Below are 19874 nucleotides of genomic sequence, written 5' to 3' on the forward strand. Positions count from 1 at the left end.
GACAAAGATGCAGGAGGATTTCCCCCTGCATCATTCTATGCCTGTCTATTTTAATTTATTCCTTCCGGTTTGTCTATCCCTGATACTGTGACATGTACAGATTATAGTACAGACCCTTCTGCTTCAAAAGCTCCTCATGACTACCGGACTCAATAATCTTTCCATCGTCCACATACATAATGCGGTCTGCCCCCTGAATCGTAGAAAGACGGTGCGCAATGATGAAGGACGTTCTTCCCTTCAAAAGTTCATCCAGACCCTTCTGCAATGCGATCTCGGTCTCTGTGTCAATGCTTGAGGTTGCCTCGTCAAGGATCAGCACGGACGGATCGTTTAAGAGTGCTCTCGCAAAGGAGATCAGCTGTCTCTGTCCAACCGACAGACGGCTTCCTCTCTCGTTGACCTGTGTATTGTAGCCGTCCTCCATCTGCATGATAAAGTCATGCGCACAGACGGTTTTCGCCGCACGGATCACCTCTTCGTCCGTTGCCGTTTTGTTGCCGTAGCGGATATTGTCCATGATCGTTCCTGAGAAAATAAAGCTATCCTGCATCATCACACCCATCTGGCTGCGCAGCGAATGAAGCTTCACCTTCGAAATGTCCTGTCCGTCAATTCGGACACATCCGCTGTCGGTATTGTAGAATCGGCTCAACAGATTGACGATTGTTGTCTTACCGGCACCGGTCGGTCCCACGATCGCGATCGTCTGTCCCTGATCTACATGAAAGCTGACATCCTTCAGGATCGGAATACCATCCTCATAGCTGAAGGTTACATGCTCAAAGTCAACAACTCCCTTAATCTCCGGCATCTCGATGGCATCCGGCTCGTCTGTGACCTCCACCGGTTCGTCGATTGTCTCGAAGATACGCTCCAGATAGGAGATTGCCGTCAGCACGCTGTTATAAAATCCGGCAATCGTGTTGATCGGCTGCCAGAATCTGGAAATATAGGCGGTAAACATAACAAGCACACCAACCGTAACGCCTGAGGTTCCGCCGCCCATAATGCAGGAAACACCGACCACATACACAAAGGAGGTCGTGATCACGGAGATCAGATCTACCATCGGGCTCATCATAAAGTTATAATAAACAGCTTTGAGCCACGCCTTCTGATAACTCATGCTTAACGAGTTGAAGATCTCAATGTTCTCCTTTTCACGGACGAACGCCTGCGTCACACGAATGCCGTTAATACTCTCCGCAATATATGCATTGAGGTTGGACTGCTTATTGCTCTGAAGCTGCCAGCTCGCCCGCTGCTTTCTCTTCAGCACGACCACATAAATGATCAGCACCGGCAGACCGCACAGGCAGATCCAGGTCAGCTTCGGACTGGTCCAGAACATAAAGATCAGAATGAAGATCAGGTTGCACAGATCGGTGATCGTATTTAAGATACCGTTTGACAAAAGATCACTTAGGTTATTTACATAATTTACCACACGCACCTGAATCTTGCCGTGCGGTCTCTCATCATAGTAGGAAAACGGCAGCTCCTGCAGATGTGCAAACAGATCCTCACGGATCTCATGAATGATGTCCTGTCCGACCTTCGTCATCTGATCGATCTTGAGCCACATACAGACGATCGAATAGATCACGATCAGAAGTGTGTAGATCACAAGCCGGATGATCCCGTTCATATCCTTCTGTGGAATATAACGGTCCATCTCAAGCTGTACAAACTTAGGGATCAGCATTGTCAGTGCCGAAGAACTCAGCATCAGCAGCATGATAATAAACATTTTGCCAAAGTACGGCTTCACATATCCGCCCAGTCGTTTCAACTGTTTTATGTCAAAGTGGTCTTCTAAGGCTTCATCCACATCATAACGATTTCTAGCCATCTATTTTCACACTCCTTTCTGAATTATACCGCCATCTCTGGATACTGGTGATGGTAAACGGTCGCATAATATCCGTTCTTTGCCAGAAGCTCCTCATGCGTTCCCTGCTCGATGATCCGTCCGTTATCCAGGACAAGGATCTTGTCGGCATTGCGGATGGAGGAGATGCGATAAGCAATGATAAACGTCGTACAGCTGTGATTGATATTATCAAGCTGCTTCTGAATATAACTCTCCGTCTCCATATCCACCGCCGAGGTGGTATCGTCAAGCACAAGGATCGCCGGATCCTTCAGAAGTGCTCTCGCCAGAGAAATACGCTGCTTCTGTCCACCAGACAGACCAACGCCGCGCTCACCGACGATGGTATCATAGCCGTCCGGAAGCTCCTTAATAAACAGATTAGCATCTGCCATCTTTGCCACTTCCTTGACGCGTTCAAAGCTGCAGTCCGGCTGACCATATGCGATATTGCCCTCGATGGTGTCCGAAAAAAGAAACACATCCTGCATCGCAATACCGATATTATCACGCAGCTCATACATGTCGTAATCCTTTACATTAATGCCATCGACAAGTACCTCGCCGTCAGTTGCATCAAAGAAACGGCACAGAAGATTGATCACTGTTGACTTTCCGGCACCGGTCGTACCAATGATACCGACCGTCTGTCCCTTATCAACCGTAAAGCTGACATCCTGAAGAATATCTTCATCGTCCGCACGATAAGAAACATCCTTAAACTCCACGGTTCCGTCCAGCTTTCTGTGATGCATCGGATGCGCCGGTTTCTTAACATCCGGCTCTGCCATGTATGTATGGTAAATCTTCTCTACTGATGTAGTAAATCTCTGTACGTCGTTGATCCACCAGCCTGCCATACGAAGAGGCTGTGTCAGCATCCACAGATATCCGTTGATCGTAACGAAATTACCCATCGTGATCTCGCCCCGGATCACCATCCAGCCACCGACAAGCATCAGCACGATCGTCAGCAGATTGGACCAGAACTCAAATAACGGTACATAACGGCGCCAGATCTTTGCCGCACCAAGCTCGGCATCACGGTATCCGTCGTTCTCAACCGCAAACTTCTCCATCTCGTAGTCTTCCTTGGCAAACGCCTTCACGACACGATTGCCACTGATATTTTCCTGTACATAGGTATTGAGGCTGGAGAATGCCTGACGGCAGCGCCCGAACGCCGGATGCACATTTTTCGACTGGCTCATCGTTGTCAGTGCCGTCAGCGGAATTGCCGGAAGCATACACAGCGCCAGCTTCCAGTCGGTCTTGAAGATCATCAGAAGCGCAAATACAAAATAAAGGATATTCTCATATACAATATAGATGACATACGCCACAAAATGACGGATTGCATCCATATCGCCGGTCTGACGGCTCATCAGATCTCCGGTGCGGTTCTTATTATAGAAAGCAAAATCCTCCTGCAACAGCTTGCGATACACCTTGTCGCGCATGCTGTACAGGACGCCCTGAGAGCTCACCTCAAAAAGAACCTGCGAAAAGAAACGGCAAAGTCCCTTCACAATGATCGTTCCGAGCAAAAAGGCGATCAGATACGGCAGCATCCCGGTCTTTCCTCCATTTATGACATCATCGACGATCATACCGGAAATATACGGGTTGACCAGAGATGCTATGGCGAGGATCGTCACAAGCACAAGCCCCCAGAACATCTTCCACTTATATTGCCGCAAAAAGCTGTAAAACCATTGTATTGGAGTCATTTTAAGCTACCTCCTTTTTCTTTTCATTATCTTTTTTTTGCAGTGAAAATTAGTGTAGCATGGAGGCTCAAGGTATGCTATAATGAATCTTGAAAAAAACTGAAAAAATCTATCATATTATTCATGATCATTTGTAACATTTTTATGAACAGACACCGATAAACATTGCACTTACATATTATAAGGAGTCAAATTCATGGAACCAATAAATAAAAAAAATGTATTTTTTCAATACATTGACCGGCTGAACACTCCCCTGGAAGTATTTATTCTGCAGGAAAGTGATACGAGTACCGGTGTCGGACCCCACTGGCATTATTACCTGGAAATGCTTTATGTCCTCCACGGCGAGCTTAAGGCACAGTGTGATAATGATTTTTATATCCTGCATCCCGGGGATCTGATCCTGTTTTATCCGCAGGCAGTCCATTCGATGCACCGCGCACCGGATTATACGGGAGAGGTTCACTATTTTGTGATCATGATCGATCTGAACTTCTTAAATATTACAAACGAGTACCGCACCCGTTTCTCCAAGCTGTTCCGGATCGCCTACCAGCAGAATCCCGATTATATCCACTTCCGCCGCCACGAACTGCAGGAGCTGCCGATCTTACAGCTTCTCACGCACAGTCTCGAGGAGAAGCGCCGGCACGACTACGGCTATGACGTATTGATCTGTTCAGATATCGCTTCGATCCTGACCTACCTGATGCGCTGTCTCAAGCAGAAGGGCGTCGATACCGACACGATCATTACTGCGCCGGATGACTACGATGCCTCAATCTATTCCATTTCCAAATATATTGAGCAGCACTGCGGAGAGCCGCTTCGTGTACATGAGCTTGCGCAGATGTGCGGTATGAGTTACTCGTATTTTGCGAAGCTTTTCCGGGAAACCTACAATCAGTCCTGCAAGGAATATATTGAATTTACCCGCATTAACAAAGCGGCGGATCTGTTGCTTTTCACAAACCAGGATCTGACGTATATCAGCCAGGAGACCGGCTTTGCCGACTGCAGTCACCTGATCCGCACCTTCAAAAAGTGGAAGGGAATGACACCAAAGCAGTGGAAGAAATCGCTGAAATAGGCATTTTTTCATCCGGAAACAGGCATTTTGCTGCTTAATAGAAATATAAGAAACTTTTTAGTTTCTTTCATGAGGTTTTGTGGTACAATCTATGGAAAGGAAATGAAATGAACTACTGGAATAATTTTATTGGTCATCTGCGGACGATCCTTCATCACAAGAAGCTTGTCCGCCACTACTGCTTTAAAGCCGGGCTTTACAAACAGGGTATCATGCATGACTGGTCCAAATATTCCCCAACCGAGTTTATTCAGGGAGTAAAGTATTATCAGGGTGGAAAACGAAGTCCCAATTACGGCGAGAAAATAGCAAAGGGCTATTCCTCCGCCTGGCTTCATCACAAGGGACGGAACCGTCATCATTTTGAATACTGGATCGATATGGCGATCGACCCGCACGAAGGACTTCAGGGCATGCCGATGCCAACCCGCTATATTATAGAGATGTTCTGCGACCGCATCGCCGCCAGTCAGAATTATAACCGTGACAATTACGATGACTCTTTCCCCCTTGCTTATTATGAAAAAAACAAAGACCACTACCCGCTGCATCCGGATGCGAGAGCATTGCTGGAGAAACTGCTGCATATGCTGGCAGAGGAGGGCGAGGAGACAACTTTCGCCTATATCCGCAGGGAAGTGGACTGGAAGCATTCACCTAAGCATTAGCTTCCATAGAAAGGATTGTTATGAACAAAATCATCACCACATTTTTACGAAAGTACAAATACATGATCCTTGTATTGTATTTTCCGATTTATATGCTTTGGTTCTCCTGGCTCGAACGACGTGACCTTTCACATTTTACAATAATTCATTGTAAGCTGGATGATATGATCCCGTTCTGCGAGCTGTTTGCCATCCCGTATTTTCTGTGGTTTTTATATGTGGCTGTTTCGTTGCTCTTTCTGTTTTTACAGTCAGGGCACATGTCCGACTTTTATCGGTGCAGCGCGGTGCTGATGCTTGGCATGACAACATGTCTGATCATTTACACGATCTTTCCGAATGCACAGCCGCTTCGCCCGGAAATCTTTCCGCGAGACAATTTTCTGACAGGGATCGTTGCCGGCTTGTATCAGGGCGACACTCCGACGAACGTCTGCCCGAGCATTCACGTGTACAACTCCATTGCGATCCACATGGCACTGTCACAGAGCCACGCACTGCGGGAACACAAGGGCATCCGCACCGGTTCGCTTGTGCTGTGCATCCTGATCTGCCTGTCCACCATGTTCTTAAAGCAGCATTCGATCATTGATGTGGGCTGTGCGATCCTGTTATATATCTTTTATTATATGATCGTGTACCGTTCTGAATTTTTCGCATTAAAGCGTCAGGTTCCGGCACGCACACCGTCCAAAACAAACTGTTAAAGAAAACCGACATCGCATTCTGCATTTTAATCGATCGGTGCACAGGCATCCATCAGCCATTCTGCCTCGTTGCGGTCAAGATACGGTGAGATCGTATCGTAGACCTTCTCATGATATTCGTTCAAAAGCTGCTTGTCCTGCTGTGTCATCTGCGACGGATCGATCGCATCACGCTCAAACGGTGCCAGCGTCAACGCCTCAAAGCCGAGGAACTGTCCAAATTCATTCTGCTCCTTCTCCACGCAGAGGAGCAGATTCTCCAGACGGATACCAAACTTCCCCTCCAGATAAACTCCCGGTTCATCCGAGGTGATCATGCCCGGCTGCAGCTCAACATTGCCGTCCGGCTGAGCCACGATCCGGTAACGGATCGCATTCGGTCCCTCATGAACATTTAACAGACAGCCCACTCCATGTCCGGTTCCATGATTGAAATCGCAGCCCATATCCCACAACGGCTGTCTTGCAAGAATATCGAGTGCTACACCGCTGCAACCCTTTTTGAACTTGGCCGCGGCAAGACGAAGATTACCGCAGAGCACTGCCGTATAATATTTCTTCTCCTCCGGCGTTGCCTCCTGTCCAAGAAGGATCGTCCGTGTCACATCTGTAGTTCCCTGCAGATAATGTCCACCGGTGTCTAACAGCAAAAATCCCTCTGTCAGAATTCTGGCATCCGTCTCCTCCGTTGCGCTGTAATGCACGATCGCTCCATGCGGACCATACGCCGCGATCGGGTCAAAGCTTGGTCCCATATAATCGCCGACACTGCCACGGAATGCCTCAAGCTGTGCCGCGGCAAGGCGCTCCGTGAGCGGAATCTTCTGGATGTTCTGTTTCAACCAGTACATAAACCGCACAAGTGCAACACCGTCCTTGATATGTGCGATCTTCTCCCCGGCGATCTCCGCCGGATTCTTCACTGCCTTCATCATCTTTGTCGGGCATACAGCATTGACGATCTTGGAATTTTGTGGCACGGAATTGACAAGCTGGTAATTCGCCACATGCATGTCCATCACCACACGGCTTCCCGCCGGTACAGCGGCAAGATAATCATAGATCTCATCATACTCCCGCAGCAACACACTGTCCCTTGCAAGCTCCTGACGAAGCCTTGTACTGAAAGCACTCTTGTTTGCAAAAAGGATCCTCTCTAACGGCTTGATCACCAGATAACTAAGCACAACCGGGCAACAGTGGATGTCCTCACCGCGGATATTGAGTGCCCATGCGATATCGTCTAATGATGTGATCACAAGCATATCTGCCTTGCGCGTATCCAGCCATTTACAAATGGCATCCAGCTTCTCTCCACGTTCTACACCTGTATACTGCGTACTCAGGCTGTACGCCGGCTTTGCCTCCAGCCACGGACGGTTATACCAGACAGCACCCACCAGATCAAACTCCGTCACAAGGCGTGCTCCCTTGCTCTCCACAATCTTTTTGAGTTGCAGCGCATAAAACGCATCCACCATACGTCCGTCAAAACCAAGACACTGCCCCGGCTGAATATGCTGCGCAATGTATTCAAAGATCTTCGGCACACCCGGCTCACCCATGCGGTACAGCGTGATCCCGCTTCCGGCAAGCTGTGCTTCCGCCTGCAGAAAATATCTGCCGTCCGTCCAGAGCCCCGCCTCTGTTGCGCTCACAAGCAAACTTCCCGCAGATCCGGTAAAGCCGGACATATATTCTCTGCACTTAAAATAATCTGCCACATACTCCGAGCCATGAAAATCATTGGTCGGGATATAATAATAATCAATTCCATCCTGCTGCATCAGATTTCGTAATACAGCGATTTTTTCAGTTACCTTCATCGTTTCTCCACCTTTCTATACGATTAACAAATTCTTAAAGCGCAATGCGCAACAGATGCAAAGCATCCGGATATCAGAATGATTATATCACTTCTATCCTTTTAGTATGTTGCTAAGCTCCGCAAACTGCTCCAGTGACAGCGCCTCTCCGCGGATCGTCCCGGAAAGTCCCATCTTTTCCAGTGCTTCCGCTGTCTGCTGCTTTGTGACCGGCAGACCGGCATCGTTTCCAAGTCCGTTCTGCAGTGTCTTGCGCCTCTGATTAAACGAAGCACGGATCACACGGAAGAAGAACTTCTCGTCCACAACATTCACCGGCGGCTGCTCATGACAGGTCAGCCGGATCACCGCAGATCCCACCTTCGGACGCGGCATAAAACAGTTCGGCGGCACATTTGCCGTAATCTCTGCCCTTGAGTAATACTGCACGGCAAGCGACAGGGCACCGTAATCCTTTGTCCCCGGACCTGCCTGCATCCGTTCGGCAACCTCTTTCTGCACCATGACCGTCACACTCGCAAGCGGAACATGGCTCTCAAATAACGCCATAATGATCGGTGTTGTTATATAGTATGGCAGATTTGCCACCACCTTAATCGGTTTGCCGTCATTATATTCCTCGGCAATCTTTCCGATATCAAGCTTTAAAATATCCTCATTGACCACCGTCACATTATCATATTCCTTCAGGGTATCTGCGAGGATCGGCAGAAGATTCTTGTCAATCTCCACCGCCATCACTCTGCCTGCATGCTCGCACAGATACTGCGTCATCGTGCCGATACCCGGTCCGATCTCCAGTACAAAATCATCCTTTGTAATATTGGAGGATTCCACGATGCGCTCCAGCACATGGGTATCGATCAGAAAGTTCTGTCCAAATTTCTTTTGAAAATGGAAATCATATTTTTGTAAAACTTCGATGGTATTCTGCGGATTACCTAATGTTGCCATAACTACCCCCTTATTCTGTACATTCTGCGCGCGTTCTGTTCCGTCACACGGATGACTTCCTCTCTGCTGATCCCTTTGATCTGCGCAATGGCATCCACCACATGTGTCAGCTGTCTCGAATCATTTCGTTTGCCGCGGTTCGGCACCGGCGTCAGATACGGTGAATCCGTCTCAAGCACAAGCTGCTCCAGAGGTGCTTCCTTCACAACCTCCACCAGCTTTCTGCCGTTTTTAAATGTAACAACGCCGCCGATTCCCAAGTAGAAGCCCTTCTTCAGATAAATGCGTGCCATTTCGACCGAATACGAAAAGCAGTGGATCACACCGCCCTGTGACCAGTCGCAGTGCTCCTCCATGATCTCCAGCGTGTCCTGCGCCGCATCACGGCTGTGAATGATCACCGGCATCTTCATTTCCTTTGCTGCCTCAAGCTGTCTGATGAACCACTCCTTCTGTACCTGCCTTGGCGGATCCTCGTAATAATAGTCGAGTCCGATCTCACCGATCGCCACGATCTTCGGCTCTTTTGTCAGCTCCTTTAACCACTCCACCGTCTCCGGCGTCATATGCTCCACATCCTCCGGATGCACGCCCACAGCACCGTACACGAAATCATATTGTCTGCTGAGTGCCACGGCATCCTTCGTGGACGAAATGCTCGCACCAACCTCCACGATCGTGCCGACACCGGCATCCTTCATGGACGCAAGCAACTCGTCCCGGTCCTGCGCAAAGGCTTCATCCATATAATGTGCATGTGTATCAAAAATCATCACTTTCACCATACCTTTTCCTGATTGTCCATCGGGGAACATAAATACAAATGTTAATCACTCAGGCTTCGCGCACCGATTATTCGATTGCGCCCATAATATTTCTTATGTCCGTAGTGTATATATGATTTTTGCCTTAGTTTTTTGAATAACCGTGAACTGGTGACACCCAAATTGTCTTGTCACTTACGGATTTCGGAAAGTCTAAATGCTTTGCTGTTTCGATGTTCGATAAACGTGTCTTCCCGTATTCGCCTCCGGGTGGAATTCAGGTGTTTCGTAAGGCACTTGCGCTCACCACTACTTGCATCCTGTTTTGTAGGATGCTATGTAGTGCTGCGTAGCGCATTGTAGCGAGAGCGTGCCGGTCGAAATAACTGATTCCACCCGGAGGCTCAGTCGTCCAGACACGTATTCATCGAAACATTGCAAAGCAAAGACTTTCCGGAAATCCTACTGATCTGCGTCAATTTGGGTGTCACCAGTTTCACGGTTTCATCAAGTATCCTGAGGCAAAAATCTATATTCATCTCTCTGAGACATAAGAAATATTATGGGCGCAGTTATATGTTCCATGCGCGAAGCCTGAGTGATTAACAGAAATATCCCCGATGTCTGCAATATATCATACCACAGATTATCGGGGACGTCATTGTCAAACTCCGTTCTTATTTAGAAAAACAGGAAAAATACCAATGTATCAATAATAAATACCGGAATCAGACAGCTTACAGACCATGCCATATATCCAAAGAAGGAAGGCATCTTGATTCCGTTTTCCTCGGCGATGGAACGAACCATGAAGTTTGGTGCATTACCAATGTATGTGTTCGCTCCCATGAATACAGCACCACAGGAGATCGCCATCAGGAAGATCTTCGGGATCGTTCCGTCTAATACCTTTACCATGCTTCCACCGGTCAGTGCAGAATGTACTGCCGTTGTAAAGAATACCAGATAGGTCGGTGTATTGTCCAAAAAGCTGGACAGGAAACCGGTCATCCAGAAGAACTGCCAAGGCTCCTTGATACCAAGATCTGCGCCTCTCGCCTTCAGGATCAGAAGTGCCGGGATCATCGTAATGAAGATACCGATGAAAAGTACGGCAACCTCCTGGATCGCATCCCATGTGAAATGATTCTCTTCGCGGACTTCCTTCTTCGTTGTGCGGAGGGAAAGGAAAGCGGCGATCAATATCATTGCCATCTCAAGAATGGATGCATAGCCAAGCTCAACCTCACCATAGAAATGAATGCCCTTCGCAAAGAAAGGTACCTTCTGTGGAAGTACACCACTCAGAATAACGGCTGCCACGATCACGATCATAAAGAAAATGTTGTGTGCACCTGCAAGATGAAGCTTTTTCTTTTCTTTTGATGTCTCCGGCTTCAGACCGTCAGCCAGATCCTTCTTATAGGCATTATTATCGATGATGAAAAACAGTATCAATAAAATTGCGACATTCAAAAGCATAACCGGCAGCAGATTCAGACTCCAGAAGAATCCAACGCCATTATTAAATCCCATCAACAGTGGCGGATCACCGACAGGAGTCAGACATCCACCGATATTGGATACCAGGAAAATAAAGAATATCACGATCTGTGCCTTGCGCTGACGCCACTTGTTGGCGCGGATCAGCGGACGGATCATAACCATACTGGCTCCCGTTGTACCGATCCAGCCTGCAAGTGCAGTGCCGATCAGCAGTAACAGTACATTTAGCTTCGGTGTGCCGACCAGATCTCCCTCGAGTACAATATTACCTGCCACACAGAACAGACCAAATAACAAAACGATAAATCCAAGATAATCACCGATAATGGATTCTAACACCTGCTCCCATGCTGTTCCCGCACCGATAAAGATTGCAAAAGGAACAATAAATACAAGTGACCATAAGATAACCACTGCCGGTTTCCATTTCTCCCACCATTCGCCTACAATAAGAGGACAAATTGCAATACACAAAAGCATTCCAACAAATGGGATGCAATATGTAAGTGACAAAGTTTTTCCAACGTTCTCGGCTCCCGACTCCGCAGCAAATGCTACCGAAGAGTTTGCCAGCATAGCACATAATACCAGTGCAACACCCCATACCGCAGATTTCAGTTTTTTCATAATCTACGCCTCCGTTTTCATCATATAATTTTGCGTAAAGAAACACGGCAGAAAACAAACTGCTTCATTTTCCACCGCGCACATTTTAACACATTATCTCTCAAAATATCTACTATTTTTAATAAGAAATCATATTTTCTTTTGTGCAAATAGTCTATAATTAGTTCTTTTTAGAACCTTGTCGATTTAACTTTTCGTTTTCACTCAGACTGACACGAAAAAACCGCTTCATTAGCTGTACTCCGTCAAACGGGATCAGCGGATATAAATAGTTTCGTCCGTTGATCGTTCGCGTACAGAGCGGTATCACGATCAGGATGACTGTCCCTGCGAGAAAGCCCCAGCCACCGAAGATTCCGGTCAGGATCAGAAGCTGGATACGCATAAATTTGATTGCATAGCCAAGCTCCATGTTGCTCTGGCTGTAATTGGCAATCGCCACAAACGCCATATAAAGCATGATCTCGGAATTAAACCAGCCGGACTTAACCGTATAATCACCAAAAACGATACCTGCAATGATACTGAGCGGCGTGTTTAACATATTCGGCGTATTGACCGCCGCCATCCTCAGTCCATCGATCGCCACCTCCAGGATCAGAAGCTGCGCCACCGGCGGAATATACATCGGATCCTGTATCTTGATAAACTCGAACGAGTGCGGTACCCAGTCCGGATGCTGCATCAGCAGGATAAAAAACGGTGTCAGGAAAATAGACACAACATTGATGATAAACCGGCTGAAACGCAGATAGGTACCGGTTAACGGCGGAAAATAATAATCATTGGCATCCTCAATAATCTCAAACAGAGATGTCGGAAGGATCATCGCCGCCGATGAATTATCACAGAGTATGACAATGCTGCCCTCGAGCAGACAGGCCGCTGTCGTATCCGGTCTCTCGGTAAACTTAAACTTCGGAAACGGATTGATCCAGCCCTTTTTGAAAATACATTCGCCAAGACTTTCCTGATTCATCGTCAGCGAATCCACATCAATTCCCTTAAGCCGCTTTTGCACCTCCCTGAGTACGCCGGGATTCACTCTGTTTTGCATATAACAGATCGCAACGTCCGTTTTAGAGCTTCGCCCGACATCAACCAGTTCAAAGGACAGATCCGTATCGCGGATCCGCCGTCTTATCAATGCCATGTTCGGGATCAGCGATTCAATAAAGCCGTCTCTTGATCCACGCAGCACCTTATCCTTGTCCGGCTCGTCCACACTGCGGCTCGGATATTCCCTGAAATCAAGCGCCAGAATAATGTCGTAGCCCTCCACCATCAGACAGCTCATTCCGGAAAGTACCAACTTCACAAACATTTCCTGATCTGCGACCTTCATCAGATCCAGATACGGAATCTGCTGCTGCAGAAATCCCGCAAAATCCTCCGGCATCTGTTCCTCGGTGATCTTGTAGAAAAACTCCATCACCTTCTCGGAAACCTCACCCTTTAAAAATCCGTCGACCGTATAAAATGCCGCCTGTTTTCCGCCGATCATGAAACGGCGCCGGATCAGGTCAAAGCTGTCCTCGATCCGAAGAAGCTGCTTTGCCGCCTCATCCCGCTGTTCAAACGTTCCCTGAAATATGTCTGTCATACGAACCCTCATTTCTAAACTACTCGTTATTATTGAAAAATACCGTCTATTCGATTCACTGTTATTTCCGTTACAAACAAATATTTTGCACACAGTTTCGTTTCTTTCCAAAATAGTATGTTCATTTTTCCGGAAATTAACACAGTGCTTTTACAGAATACTTGCGGATCCGATTTGAAATACATATAATAGAGAAAAGAACTTCGGAAAAGGAGGCTGCGCCCATGTCCATCTGCGATAACGACATCATTCTTTTTCATCAGGCATGCCGCGAGATCATCAACCGGGAACGCGCGTCCATGGGCATCGGCACACTGTCCGAAAAAACGGTCCATGCCGTTCTGAAGAGATTCTACGAGCCTGACCCGGAGCATCAGGAAATCCCTGTCGAAAATTTCATTGCCGACATCCTGCGTGACGGCGAGATCATTGAGATCCAGACGCGTGGTTTTAACAAGCTGCGCCGTAAGCTGGACACCTTCTTAAAGTATTATCCGGTCACGATCGTTTATCCGATCATACATACCAAATGGCTCTACTGGATCAATGAAGAAACAGGGGAACTCTCCCCGAAGAGAAAGTCCCCCAAAACAGGAACATTTTACGATGCTGTTCCCGAACTGTATAAAATTAAAATGTATCTGGACAATCCAAATCTGCACCTGTGTCTGGTGCTGATCGACGCCGATGAATACCGCCTGCTCAACGGCTGGAGCCGTGACCGCAAGAAGGGATCCTCCCGTTTTGACCGCATTCCGGTAGAGCTTGTGGACGAATTATATATCGGCGGTCCTGCCGATTATCGTCTCTTTGTCCCTGAGGGACTTCCCGAAAATTACACCTCGAAAGATTTTGCAAAAGCCACTCACATTCCGGTCGGCTATGCACAGACGCTGCTCGGGATCCTTTACTTTCTGCAGGTTGTGGAACGCACCGGCAAGAGCGGGCGCTCCTACACTTATAGAAATACATTCAAAACCCCTGAGTAATATAATCTCCGGATACGCTGCACGACAGTTTACTCCACCGACCATGCATTTTCGCGATCTTACCTATTTACAGACTTGTCTACTGCTTAGCGCACAGTTTCAATTCCATAGCCCGGGCTTTCAGTTGCTGCGCTGCCTGACGTGGATCATCAGCCTTCATGATCGCAGAAACCACACAGATCCCGGCAATCGGAATCCCCTCCAGAACATCGATGTTATCCTTATTCAACCCACCAATCGCATTGACTGCGATCGGCACTGCCTCACAGATTTCCCGGAGTGTATCCGTAGAAGTCAGTATTGTCTTAACCTTTGTTGTGGTCGGATAGATCGCTCCAACGCCGAGATAATCCGCACCCTGCTCATACGCCTCCAATGCCTGCGGAACCGCCTTTGTGGTCGCTCCGACAATCTTATCCGGTCCCATCAGCCTTCTCGCATCCGCTACCGGCAGATCGCTCTGTCCCACATGAACACCTTCCGCCCCAACTGCCAGCGCAACATCAACACGGTCATCTATGATCAACGGCACCTGATATTTCAAAGCAATCTCATGAACCCTTGCAGCAAGCTGCAGATATTCCCTGGTCGTTCTTTCCTTTTCGCGCAGCTGCAGAAGCGTTGCCCCTCCGGCAAGCGCCTCCTCCACACGACGCAGAAATTCTTCCTCCGAATATGGAGTGCTGTCTGTTATAAAATATAAACTCGAATTAAATTTACTCATCTCATTTCCTCTCTCATATCACACATAAAGATAATCGTTTAGCACCGGCTGCAGACCACTTCCCGTGATGTCCCGATACATCTTGTCAAGACTCCGGTTATCGTCGATCTCAAACTGCTCATCGCCCTGTGTTCCCTCCGCCTCCGTTCCATTGTATTTGCTTTCGTGATCGCCAATTCCGGTGGAAACGCCGGCAGAAACCTTTGTTGCGGCAATCTTGACAATGCCATTGCGGAATGCGGCGCTCTCTCTGGATGAAACAGTGATTCCCACAAACGGCAGAAAAATACGGTATGCACAAATGATCTGACAAAGCTGCTTTTCATGAACATCCAGCGGATTGATCTTATCATTATTGATGATCGGACGAAGTCTTGGACAAGATAATGACATTTCCGCATGAGGATATTTTCGCTGCAGGAAATACACATGCAATGCACTCGCCAACGCATCCTTACGGAAATCCGACAGTCCGAGAAGTGCCGAAAAAGCTACGCCTCGCATGCCTCCGCGAAGCGCTCGCTCCTGTGCATCAAAACGATACGGCCAGACGCGTTTGTGCCCTAACAAATGCAGTGTTTCGTACTTATCCGCATCGTAGGTTTCCTGAAATACCGTCACATAATCGGCACCGCATTCATGAAGATAACGGTATTCGTCTGTGTTGACCGGATATATCTCCAGTCCGACCATGCGGAAATATTTCCGTGCCAGCCGGCATGCCTCGCCAATATATTTGACATCACTCTGTCCACGGCTCTCGCCGGTCAGAATCAGAATTTCTTCCATTCCGGAGTCAGCGATCACCTTCATTTCCTTTTCGATCTGCTCCATTGAAAGCTTCATGCGGTGAATATCATTGTAGCAGTTAAATCCGCAGTATACACAGTAGTTTTCGCAGTAATTGGCAATATAAAGTGGCGTAAAAAGATAAACTGTATTGCCAAAATGTTTGCTTGTCTCCCGGCGCGCACGCTGTGCCATCTGCTCCAGAAACGGCTCTGCTGCCGGCGATAAAAGAGCCTTGAAATCCTCGATCGAACATGTCTCATGCTCAAGCGCTGTTTTCACATCCTTCGCCGTGTAACCACTGTAATCAAATGCATTTACCTGCGACATTACCTTGTCACGCACGTCCGACTCGATAACCTCCATTCCCGGAAGGTATTCCATATGATCCTTTCTGGAAGAAGGATCATTTTCCAATTGATGTTTTTTGGCAAGCGCTGACTCTGAAAGACTTTCTGCGTCAATAAAAAATTGATTTTCCATGATCAACCTCCTAATCCCGTAAAAATCCGGTCAACGGATCGGATGCAGATGCACCTCGGGTCAGCACACGTCCAACACCGGCCAGATACGCCCTGCGGCCGGCTTCGATCGCGCTCTTAAATGCAGATGCCATCATCGGAAGATCACCGGCGGTGGCAAGTGCTGTGTTCGCCATGATCGCAGCCGCTCCCATCTCCATTGCCTCGCATGCCTGGGATGGTCGCCCGATACCGGCATCCACAATGATCGGAAGATCGATCTCATCGATCAGGATCTGAATAAATTCTTTGGTTGCCAATCCTTTATTGGAACCGATCGGCGACGCCAGCGGCATGATTGATGCAGCTCCGGCATTGACAAGATCCCGGGCCACATTCAGATCCGGATACATATACGGCATAACAACAAAACCTTCCTTTGCCAGAATCTCTGTTGCCTTGATCGTCTCCTCATTGTCAGGAAGAAGATATTTAGAATCACGCATGATCTCAATCTTAACAAAATCCCCACAGCCAAGTTCTCTTGCAAGACGTGCGATCCTGACTGCCTCCTCCGCATTTCTGGCACCACTTGTGTTCGGAAGAAGCGTTACATTTTCCGGAATATAATCGAGTATATTTTCCTGCTCCTTCGTATTCGCACGGCGAACCGCCAACGTAATGATCTGTGCTCCGGCATCCTTCACTGCAGCTTCGATCAGCTTCATGGAATACTTTCCGGAACCGAGAATAAAACGCGATTCAAATTCATGACCTCCAATGATCAGTTTATCGTTATTCATAATTATCTCCATTTCTCTCCGCCTGCCGGCTTTGAACCGCAGGCTCTCATTATTGTTTCTTTTATTCAATTTCATTTGCTAAAAGCCGCAGGATCGTGTGCGCTTCATGTGCCGCACAGACCATGACCCTGGCGCAGACAAGACCGATACCGTCATTCACATCACTGACCGTATCCCCGCACAGATAAAACCGGTCGGTGATCCGGCGTGTCTGAATCGTATTGGGACTTCCAAAACCTGCCATTCCGGATCCTGCGACAAGATATTTCTCCGGCATGTTCTCCAACACAAAATTGACGAGCATCGCCTTCGCTTCCGGAACATCAAATGCTTCGCAGACAACATCCGCTTCCTGCAAAAGCTCCTGTGCGTTCTCCTCCGAAATGCGGACGGCATGCGTCTCCAGCCGGATAAACGGATTGATCTCCCGCAGATTTTGCGCAAGAGCCTCCGTCTTATTCATACCAAGCTGGGATGCTTTATACTGCTGCCGGTTCAGATTCGTTACATCTACCCGGTCAAAATCGATCAGGATCAGCTTTCCGATGCCAGCGCGGGCAAGTGCAATGGCAACATTCGAGCCAAGTCCACCCAGACCGCATACCGCAACCACGGCACGACTAAATTTCTCCTGCCGCTCTTTTCCATGACGCGCATTCAGCGCCCCCATCCATTCTTCCTGTGTAAGCATTGATCAGCCCCCTCCCACGAAGCTGACAACCTCTACCGTGTCGCCATCCTCAAATGTCGTTTCCTCATACTGTGCCTTAAATACGATCTCGCCGTTGCGCTCTACTGCAACTCTTTTGGGATTATAATCAGTCGATGCCAGATATTCTGTTACCGTCATACCTGCCACATCCCGGTCTTCCCCGTTGATCTTTACCATGTATTCACCTCCAAAAATAAGTACAAAGCAGCCGCCTTTTCTGCCACGATAACTTCCACGAAAACAAAAAGAAAGCCACCGATTTGGCAGCTTTCTGTGCATACTTTGCTATAAATGTATCAAGCATTCCTACGTTGGCATTATCCAAATCAGGTTCCCGGTCGAAGGTCACACCTTCCTCTCAGCCTGTCCTACAAGCTCCCGTATGATATATAATAACTCCGCCATGCGCCAAAAACGCACACGGATATATGAAAGTGCAAGGATCAGTTGCGAGCTGCTCCTGATCCTCACATTTTTATTATACGTCTTTCCATGTCTGTTTGCAACCACAGATTATCATCCCCGGTCCGGCAGGCTTCTCATCCCCACCCGGACACACTCTGATGCCGGTATATGCTCACCATCAGACTGTACATAAACAATGCTTCCACCACACGTCCGTAATCCATATAGCCCAGAGTTTCCAGCAATGGGATCAAGAGCACCTGATGGTTGCCCGGTGTCAGTGTAAACAGCTCCGCCAGCGCATAAAGCATCTGGCAGACATATAAAAGACCAATTCCTGCTCCCATCAGCTTTCCTGCCGGGTTCGTCTGTCTCCACGCCTTTTTCATCAGCCAGATCGTGAACGCGATCAAAGCAGCCAGCATAAGCAGCGCCGGAAGGATTCCCACATAGCCGATCAGACTTCCCAGATCACCCGCTGCCAGATAAGTAAACAGCGGACTGCTTTCGGTCATCTTTCCTCCCTGCATGGTGCCCTGAAGCCCCTGACGCATTCCCTCGCTCATGCCGATCCATTTCGCACCACGGATCGCCCGTATCGGATACATGATATCTTCCCCCAGAGAAGCGCTTCCTCCAACCTCTTTCCACAATGCAACATACGCTTTTCTCCGTTTTTCCGAAAATAAGAGAAACATTCTGTTCCATCCGGCACTCGTATAATAGGTACTCCATTTGCCCTGGCAGACCACATAAAGATAAAAAGCATGGTATGCCAGTTTGGCTGCCACAAAACACCCTGCCGCTGCCAGAGTCGTTTTCTTCTTCGGAAGCGGAATAACGTTCGCCCAGACCGCCATCACAAACATACTAAAAAGGATAACAGCTAACAGCCAGAAGCCAAAGTTGCTCCAGGCATAGACCCCCGTCTGGGTGTATTCCCAGTCAAATACCAGAAGAAGTGGCAGGATCAAGCCCCCCAAAGACAATGCAAGCTGATGCTTTTTCCCCTTCAGCCAGCTTAAGAGAAGTCCGTAAATTGGGACATATAACCAGTAATAATACCCTGTGTTCCAGCGATTGATCTGTGGCAGCACCCGCATAACCGCTGTCTGAACCGACTCCGGCACAATCCCCCCGGACACTCTTTGTACGATCGGCAGTGCTAAAAATACAACTGCGATCCATCCCGCCGCTTTCTGCAGCTTCATGTACGGAAAATGGGACACTACCACCAAAATTCCTACACTGACGATCAGATTCCCCCAAAATAATATCGTCACTGCAGATTTCGGCTCACCGATCAGCTCACTGAGCACTTCATAATAGTCCTTCTGCATGAAATAACTGAACACCGCACAGACTGCCACAATGAAAATGATTCCGGACAACGGGATCCGGATATTCTTCGGACGATGGATCTCATCCAGCTGTTTCCCCACTTCAACCGGATCGCCCATCTGTTCCACCGCATAACTCTCTGCCTCGTCCGGATCCATCCCCTTTGAGATCTGATACTCCGTCTCATCTTCAATATGATCAATATATTCCTGACTGACCACTTTGCGCACCGGCGCATAATGAAGCTGTTTTGTCAGTTCTTTTAAATATTCTTCCTTTTTCATCCCCATCTGTAT

17 protein-coding genes and 1 riboswitch are annotated in these 19874 nt (G+C 48.1%); of the genes, 4 read left to right on the forward strand and 13 right to left on the reverse strand.

Features of this window, described 5'->3' with window-relative positions; all coding sequences use genetic code 11:
• Positions 1 to 73 precede the first annotated feature (73 nt).
• Both ACZLMD_RS00550 and ACZLMD_RS00555 read right to left on the reverse strand, forming a co-directional pair.
• Positions 74 to 1855 carry an ABC transporter ATP-binding protein gene (locus ACZLMD_RS00550; protein WP_489494926.1) on the reverse strand — a complete coding sequence of 594 codons (1782 nt, stop codon included), beginning with the start codon at positions 1853 to 1855 and terminating at the stop codon, positions 74 to 76.
• Between the two features lie 23 nt (positions 1856 to 1878).
• Positions 1879 to 3606 (reverse strand): ABC transporter ATP-binding protein, encoded by a 1728-nt coding sequence (locus ACZLMD_RS00555; RefSeq protein ID WP_482523103.1) that lies wholly within the window; start codon positions 3604 to 3606, stop codon positions 1879 to 1881.
• A 196-nt stretch (positions 3607 to 3802) separates the two neighbouring features.
• On the opposite strand from ACZLMD_RS00555, the gene ACZLMD_RS00560 reads away from it, so the two are divergent.
• The 3 genes from ACZLMD_RS00560 (at position 3803) to ACZLMD_RS00570 (ending at position 6074) form a co-directional block, all read left to right on the forward strand.
• Positions 3803 to 4699: a helix-turn-helix domain-containing protein gene (locus ACZLMD_RS00560; RefSeq protein WP_482522245.1), complete on the forward strand. Its 897-nt coding sequence runs from the start codon at positions 3803 to 3805 to the stop codon at positions 4697 to 4699.
• A gap of 107 nt (positions 4700 to 4806) precedes the next feature.
• Complete coding sequence (locus tag ACZLMD_RS00565) at positions 4807 to 5367, forward strand: DUF5662 family protein (protein ID WP_022304866.1); 561 nt, start codon at positions 4807 to 4809, stop codon at positions 5365 to 5367.
• A 20-nt stretch (positions 5368 to 5387) separates the two neighbouring features.
• The gene (locus ACZLMD_RS00570; protein WP_484107229.1) at positions 5388 to 6074 is read left to right on the forward strand and encodes a phosphatase PAP2 family protein; all 687 of its coding nucleotides are present in this window, start codon (positions 5388 to 5390) and stop codon (positions 6072 to 6074) included.
• 26 nt (positions 6075 to 6100) lie between these two features.
• Here ACZLMD_RS00570 and ACZLMD_RS00575 read toward each other — a convergent pair whose 3' ends face one another.
• The 5 genes from ACZLMD_RS00575 to ACZLMD_RS00595 form a co-directional block, all read right to left on the reverse strand.
• Positions 6101 to 7900 carry an aminopeptidase P family protein gene (locus ACZLMD_RS00575; RefSeq protein WP_482522243.1) on the reverse strand — a complete coding sequence of 600 codons (1800 nt, stop codon included), beginning with the start codon at positions 7898 to 7900 and terminating at the stop codon, positions 6101 to 6103.
• Between the two features lie 93 nt (positions 7901 to 7993).
• Positions 7994 to 8854: a 16S rRNA (adenine(1518)-N(6)/adenine(1519)-N(6))-dimethyltransferase RsmA gene (rsmA, locus tag ACZLMD_RS00580; protein WP_022304869.1), complete on the reverse strand. Its 861-nt coding sequence runs from the start codon at positions 8852 to 8854 to the stop codon at positions 7994 to 7996.
• A 2-nt stretch (positions 8855 to 8856) separates the two neighbouring features.
• A complete protein-coding gene (locus tag ACZLMD_RS00585; RefSeq protein ID WP_489494927.1) occupies positions 8857 to 9627 on the reverse strand; it encodes a TatD family hydrolase in 771 nt (256 codons plus the stop codon).
• Between the two features lie 672 nt (positions 9628 to 10299).
• The gene (locus tag ACZLMD_RS00590; protein WP_489494928.1) at positions 10300 to 11751 is read right to left on the reverse strand and encodes a sodium:proton antiporter; all 1452 of its coding nucleotides are present in this window, start codon (positions 11749 to 11751) and stop codon (positions 10300 to 10302) included.
• A gap of 160 nt (positions 11752 to 11911) precedes the next feature.
• Positions 11912 to 13354, reverse strand: coding sequence for a spore germination protein (locus tag ACZLMD_RS00595; RefSeq protein WP_489494929.1), 1443 nt, complete (start codon positions 13352 to 13354; stop codon positions 11912 to 11914).
• 224 nt (positions 13355 to 13578) lie between these two features.
• Here ACZLMD_RS00595 and ACZLMD_RS00600 point away from each other — a divergent pair, with 224 nt between their 5' ends.
• Positions 13579 to 14343 carry a DUF8091 domain-containing protein gene (locus ACZLMD_RS00600; protein WP_022307131.1) on the forward strand — a complete coding sequence of 255 codons (765 nt, stop codon included), beginning with the start codon at positions 13579 to 13581 and terminating at the stop codon, positions 14341 to 14343.
• A gap of 79 nt (positions 14344 to 14422) precedes the next feature.
• Here the strand turns inward: ACZLMD_RS00600 and thiE are convergent, their stop codons facing one another.
• The 6 genes from thiE to ACZLMD_RS00630 form a co-directional block, all read right to left on the reverse strand.
• Entirely contained in the window at positions 14423 to 15067 is a 645-nt protein-coding gene (thiE, locus tag ACZLMD_RS00605) for a thiamine phosphate synthase (protein ID WP_489494930.1), read from the reverse strand.
• Positions 15068 to 15085: 18 nt separating this feature from the next.
• Positions 15086 to 16339, reverse strand: a complete 1254-nt coding sequence (gene thiH, locus ACZLMD_RS00610; RefSeq protein WP_482521587.1) for a 2-iminoacetate synthase ThiH — start codon at positions 16337 to 16339, stop codon at positions 15086 to 15088.
• A gap of 10 nt (positions 16340 to 16349) precedes the next feature.
• Positions 16350 to 17120, reverse strand: a complete 771-nt coding sequence (locus tag ACZLMD_RS00615; RefSeq protein WP_118559035.1) for a thiazole synthase — start codon at positions 17118 to 17120, stop codon at positions 16350 to 16352.
• Between the two features lie 61 nt (positions 17121 to 17181).
• Positions 17182 to 17811: a thiamine biosynthesis protein ThiF gene (thiF, locus tag ACZLMD_RS00620; RefSeq protein WP_489494931.1), complete on the reverse strand. Its 630-nt coding sequence runs from the start codon at positions 17809 to 17811 to the stop codon at positions 17182 to 17184.
• Positions 17812 to 17814: 3 nt separating this feature from the next.
• The gene (gene thiS / locus ACZLMD_RS00625; RefSeq protein ID WP_022307135.1) at positions 17815 to 18009 is read right to left on the reverse strand and encodes a sulfur carrier protein ThiS; all 195 of its coding nucleotides are present in this window, start codon (positions 18007 to 18009) and stop codon (positions 17815 to 17817) included.
• 110 nt (positions 18010 to 18119) lie between these two features.
• Positions 18120 to 18224: riboswitch (TPP riboswitch) on the reverse strand.
• A 147-nt stretch (positions 18225 to 18371) separates the two neighbouring features.
• On the reverse strand, positions 18372 to 19868 hold the full coding sequence (locus ACZLMD_RS00630; RefSeq protein WP_489494932.1) for a permease prefix domain 1-containing protein: 1497 nt from the start codon (positions 19866 to 19868) through the stop codon (positions 18372 to 18374).
• Positions 19869 to 19874 lie beyond the last annotated feature (6 nt).

Source organism: Jutongia sp., assembly GCF_057878315.1.

What these genes read in the sequence shown, in the direction of transcription:
- ACZLMD_RS00550 (WP_489494926.1), bottom strand. Translation starts at nt 1,855, where the DNA reads ATGGCTAGAAATCGTTATGATGTGGATGAAGCCTTAGAAGACCACTTT.
- ACZLMD_RS00555 (WP_482523103.1), bottom strand. Translation starts at nt 3,606, where the DNA reads ATGACTCCAATACAATGGTTTTACAGCTTTTTGCGGCAATATAAGTGG.
- ACZLMD_RS00560 (WP_482522245.1), top strand. Translation starts at nt 3,803, where the DNA reads ATGGAACCAATAAATAAAAAAAATGTATTTTTTCAATACATTGACCGG.
- ACZLMD_RS00565 (WP_022304866.1), top strand. Translation starts at nt 4,807, where the DNA reads ATGAACTACTGGAATAATTTTATTGGTCATCTGCGGACGATCCTTCAT.
- ACZLMD_RS00570 (WP_484107229.1), top strand. Translation starts at nt 5,388, where the DNA reads ATGAACAAAATCATCACCACATTTTTACGAAAGTACAAATACATGATC.
- ACZLMD_RS00575 (WP_482522243.1), bottom strand. Translation starts at nt 7,900, where the DNA reads ATGAAGGTAACTGAAAAAATCGCTGTATTACGAAATCTGATGCAGCAG.
- rsmA (WP_022304869.1), bottom strand. Translation starts at nt 8,854, where the DNA reads ATGGCAACATTAGGTAATCCGCAGAATACCATCGAAGTTTTACAAAAA.
- ACZLMD_RS00585 (WP_489494927.1), bottom strand. Translation starts at nt 9,627, where the DNA reads ATGATTTTTGATACACATGCACATTATATGGATGAAGCCTTTGCGCAG.
- ACZLMD_RS00590 (WP_489494928.1), bottom strand. Translation starts at nt 11,751, where the DNA reads ATGAAAAAACTGAAATCTGCGGTATGGGGTGTTGCACTGGTATTATGT.
- ACZLMD_RS00595 (WP_489494929.1), bottom strand. Translation starts at nt 13,354, where the DNA reads ATGACAGACATATTTCAGGGAACGTTTGAACAGCGGGATGAGGCGGCA.
- ACZLMD_RS00600 (WP_022307131.1), top strand. Translation starts at nt 13,579, where the DNA reads ATGTCCATCTGCGATAACGACATCATTCTTTTTCATCAGGCATGCCGC.
- thiE (WP_489494930.1), bottom strand. Translation starts at nt 15,067, where the DNA reads ATGAGTAAATTTAATTCGAGTTTATATTTTATAACAGACAGCACTCCA.
- thiH (WP_482521587.1), bottom strand. Translation starts at nt 16,339, where the DNA reads ATGGAAAATCAATTTTTTATTGACGCAGAAAGTCTTTCAGAGTCAGCG.
- ACZLMD_RS00615 (WP_118559035.1), bottom strand. Translation starts at nt 17,120, where the DNA reads ATGAATAACGATAAACTGATCATTGGAGGTCATGAATTTGAATCGCGT.
- thiF (WP_489494931.1), bottom strand. Translation starts at nt 17,811, where the DNA reads ATGCTTACACAGGAAGAATGGATGGGGGCGCTGAATGCGCGTCATGGA.
- thiS (WP_022307135.1), bottom strand. Translation starts at nt 18,009, where the DNA reads ATGGTAAAGATCAACGGGGAAGACCGGGATGTGGCAGGTATGACGGTA.
- ACZLMD_RS00630 (WP_489494932.1), bottom strand. Translation starts at nt 19,868, where the DNA reads ATGGGGATGAAAAAGGAAGAATATTTAAAAGAACTGACAAAACAGCTT.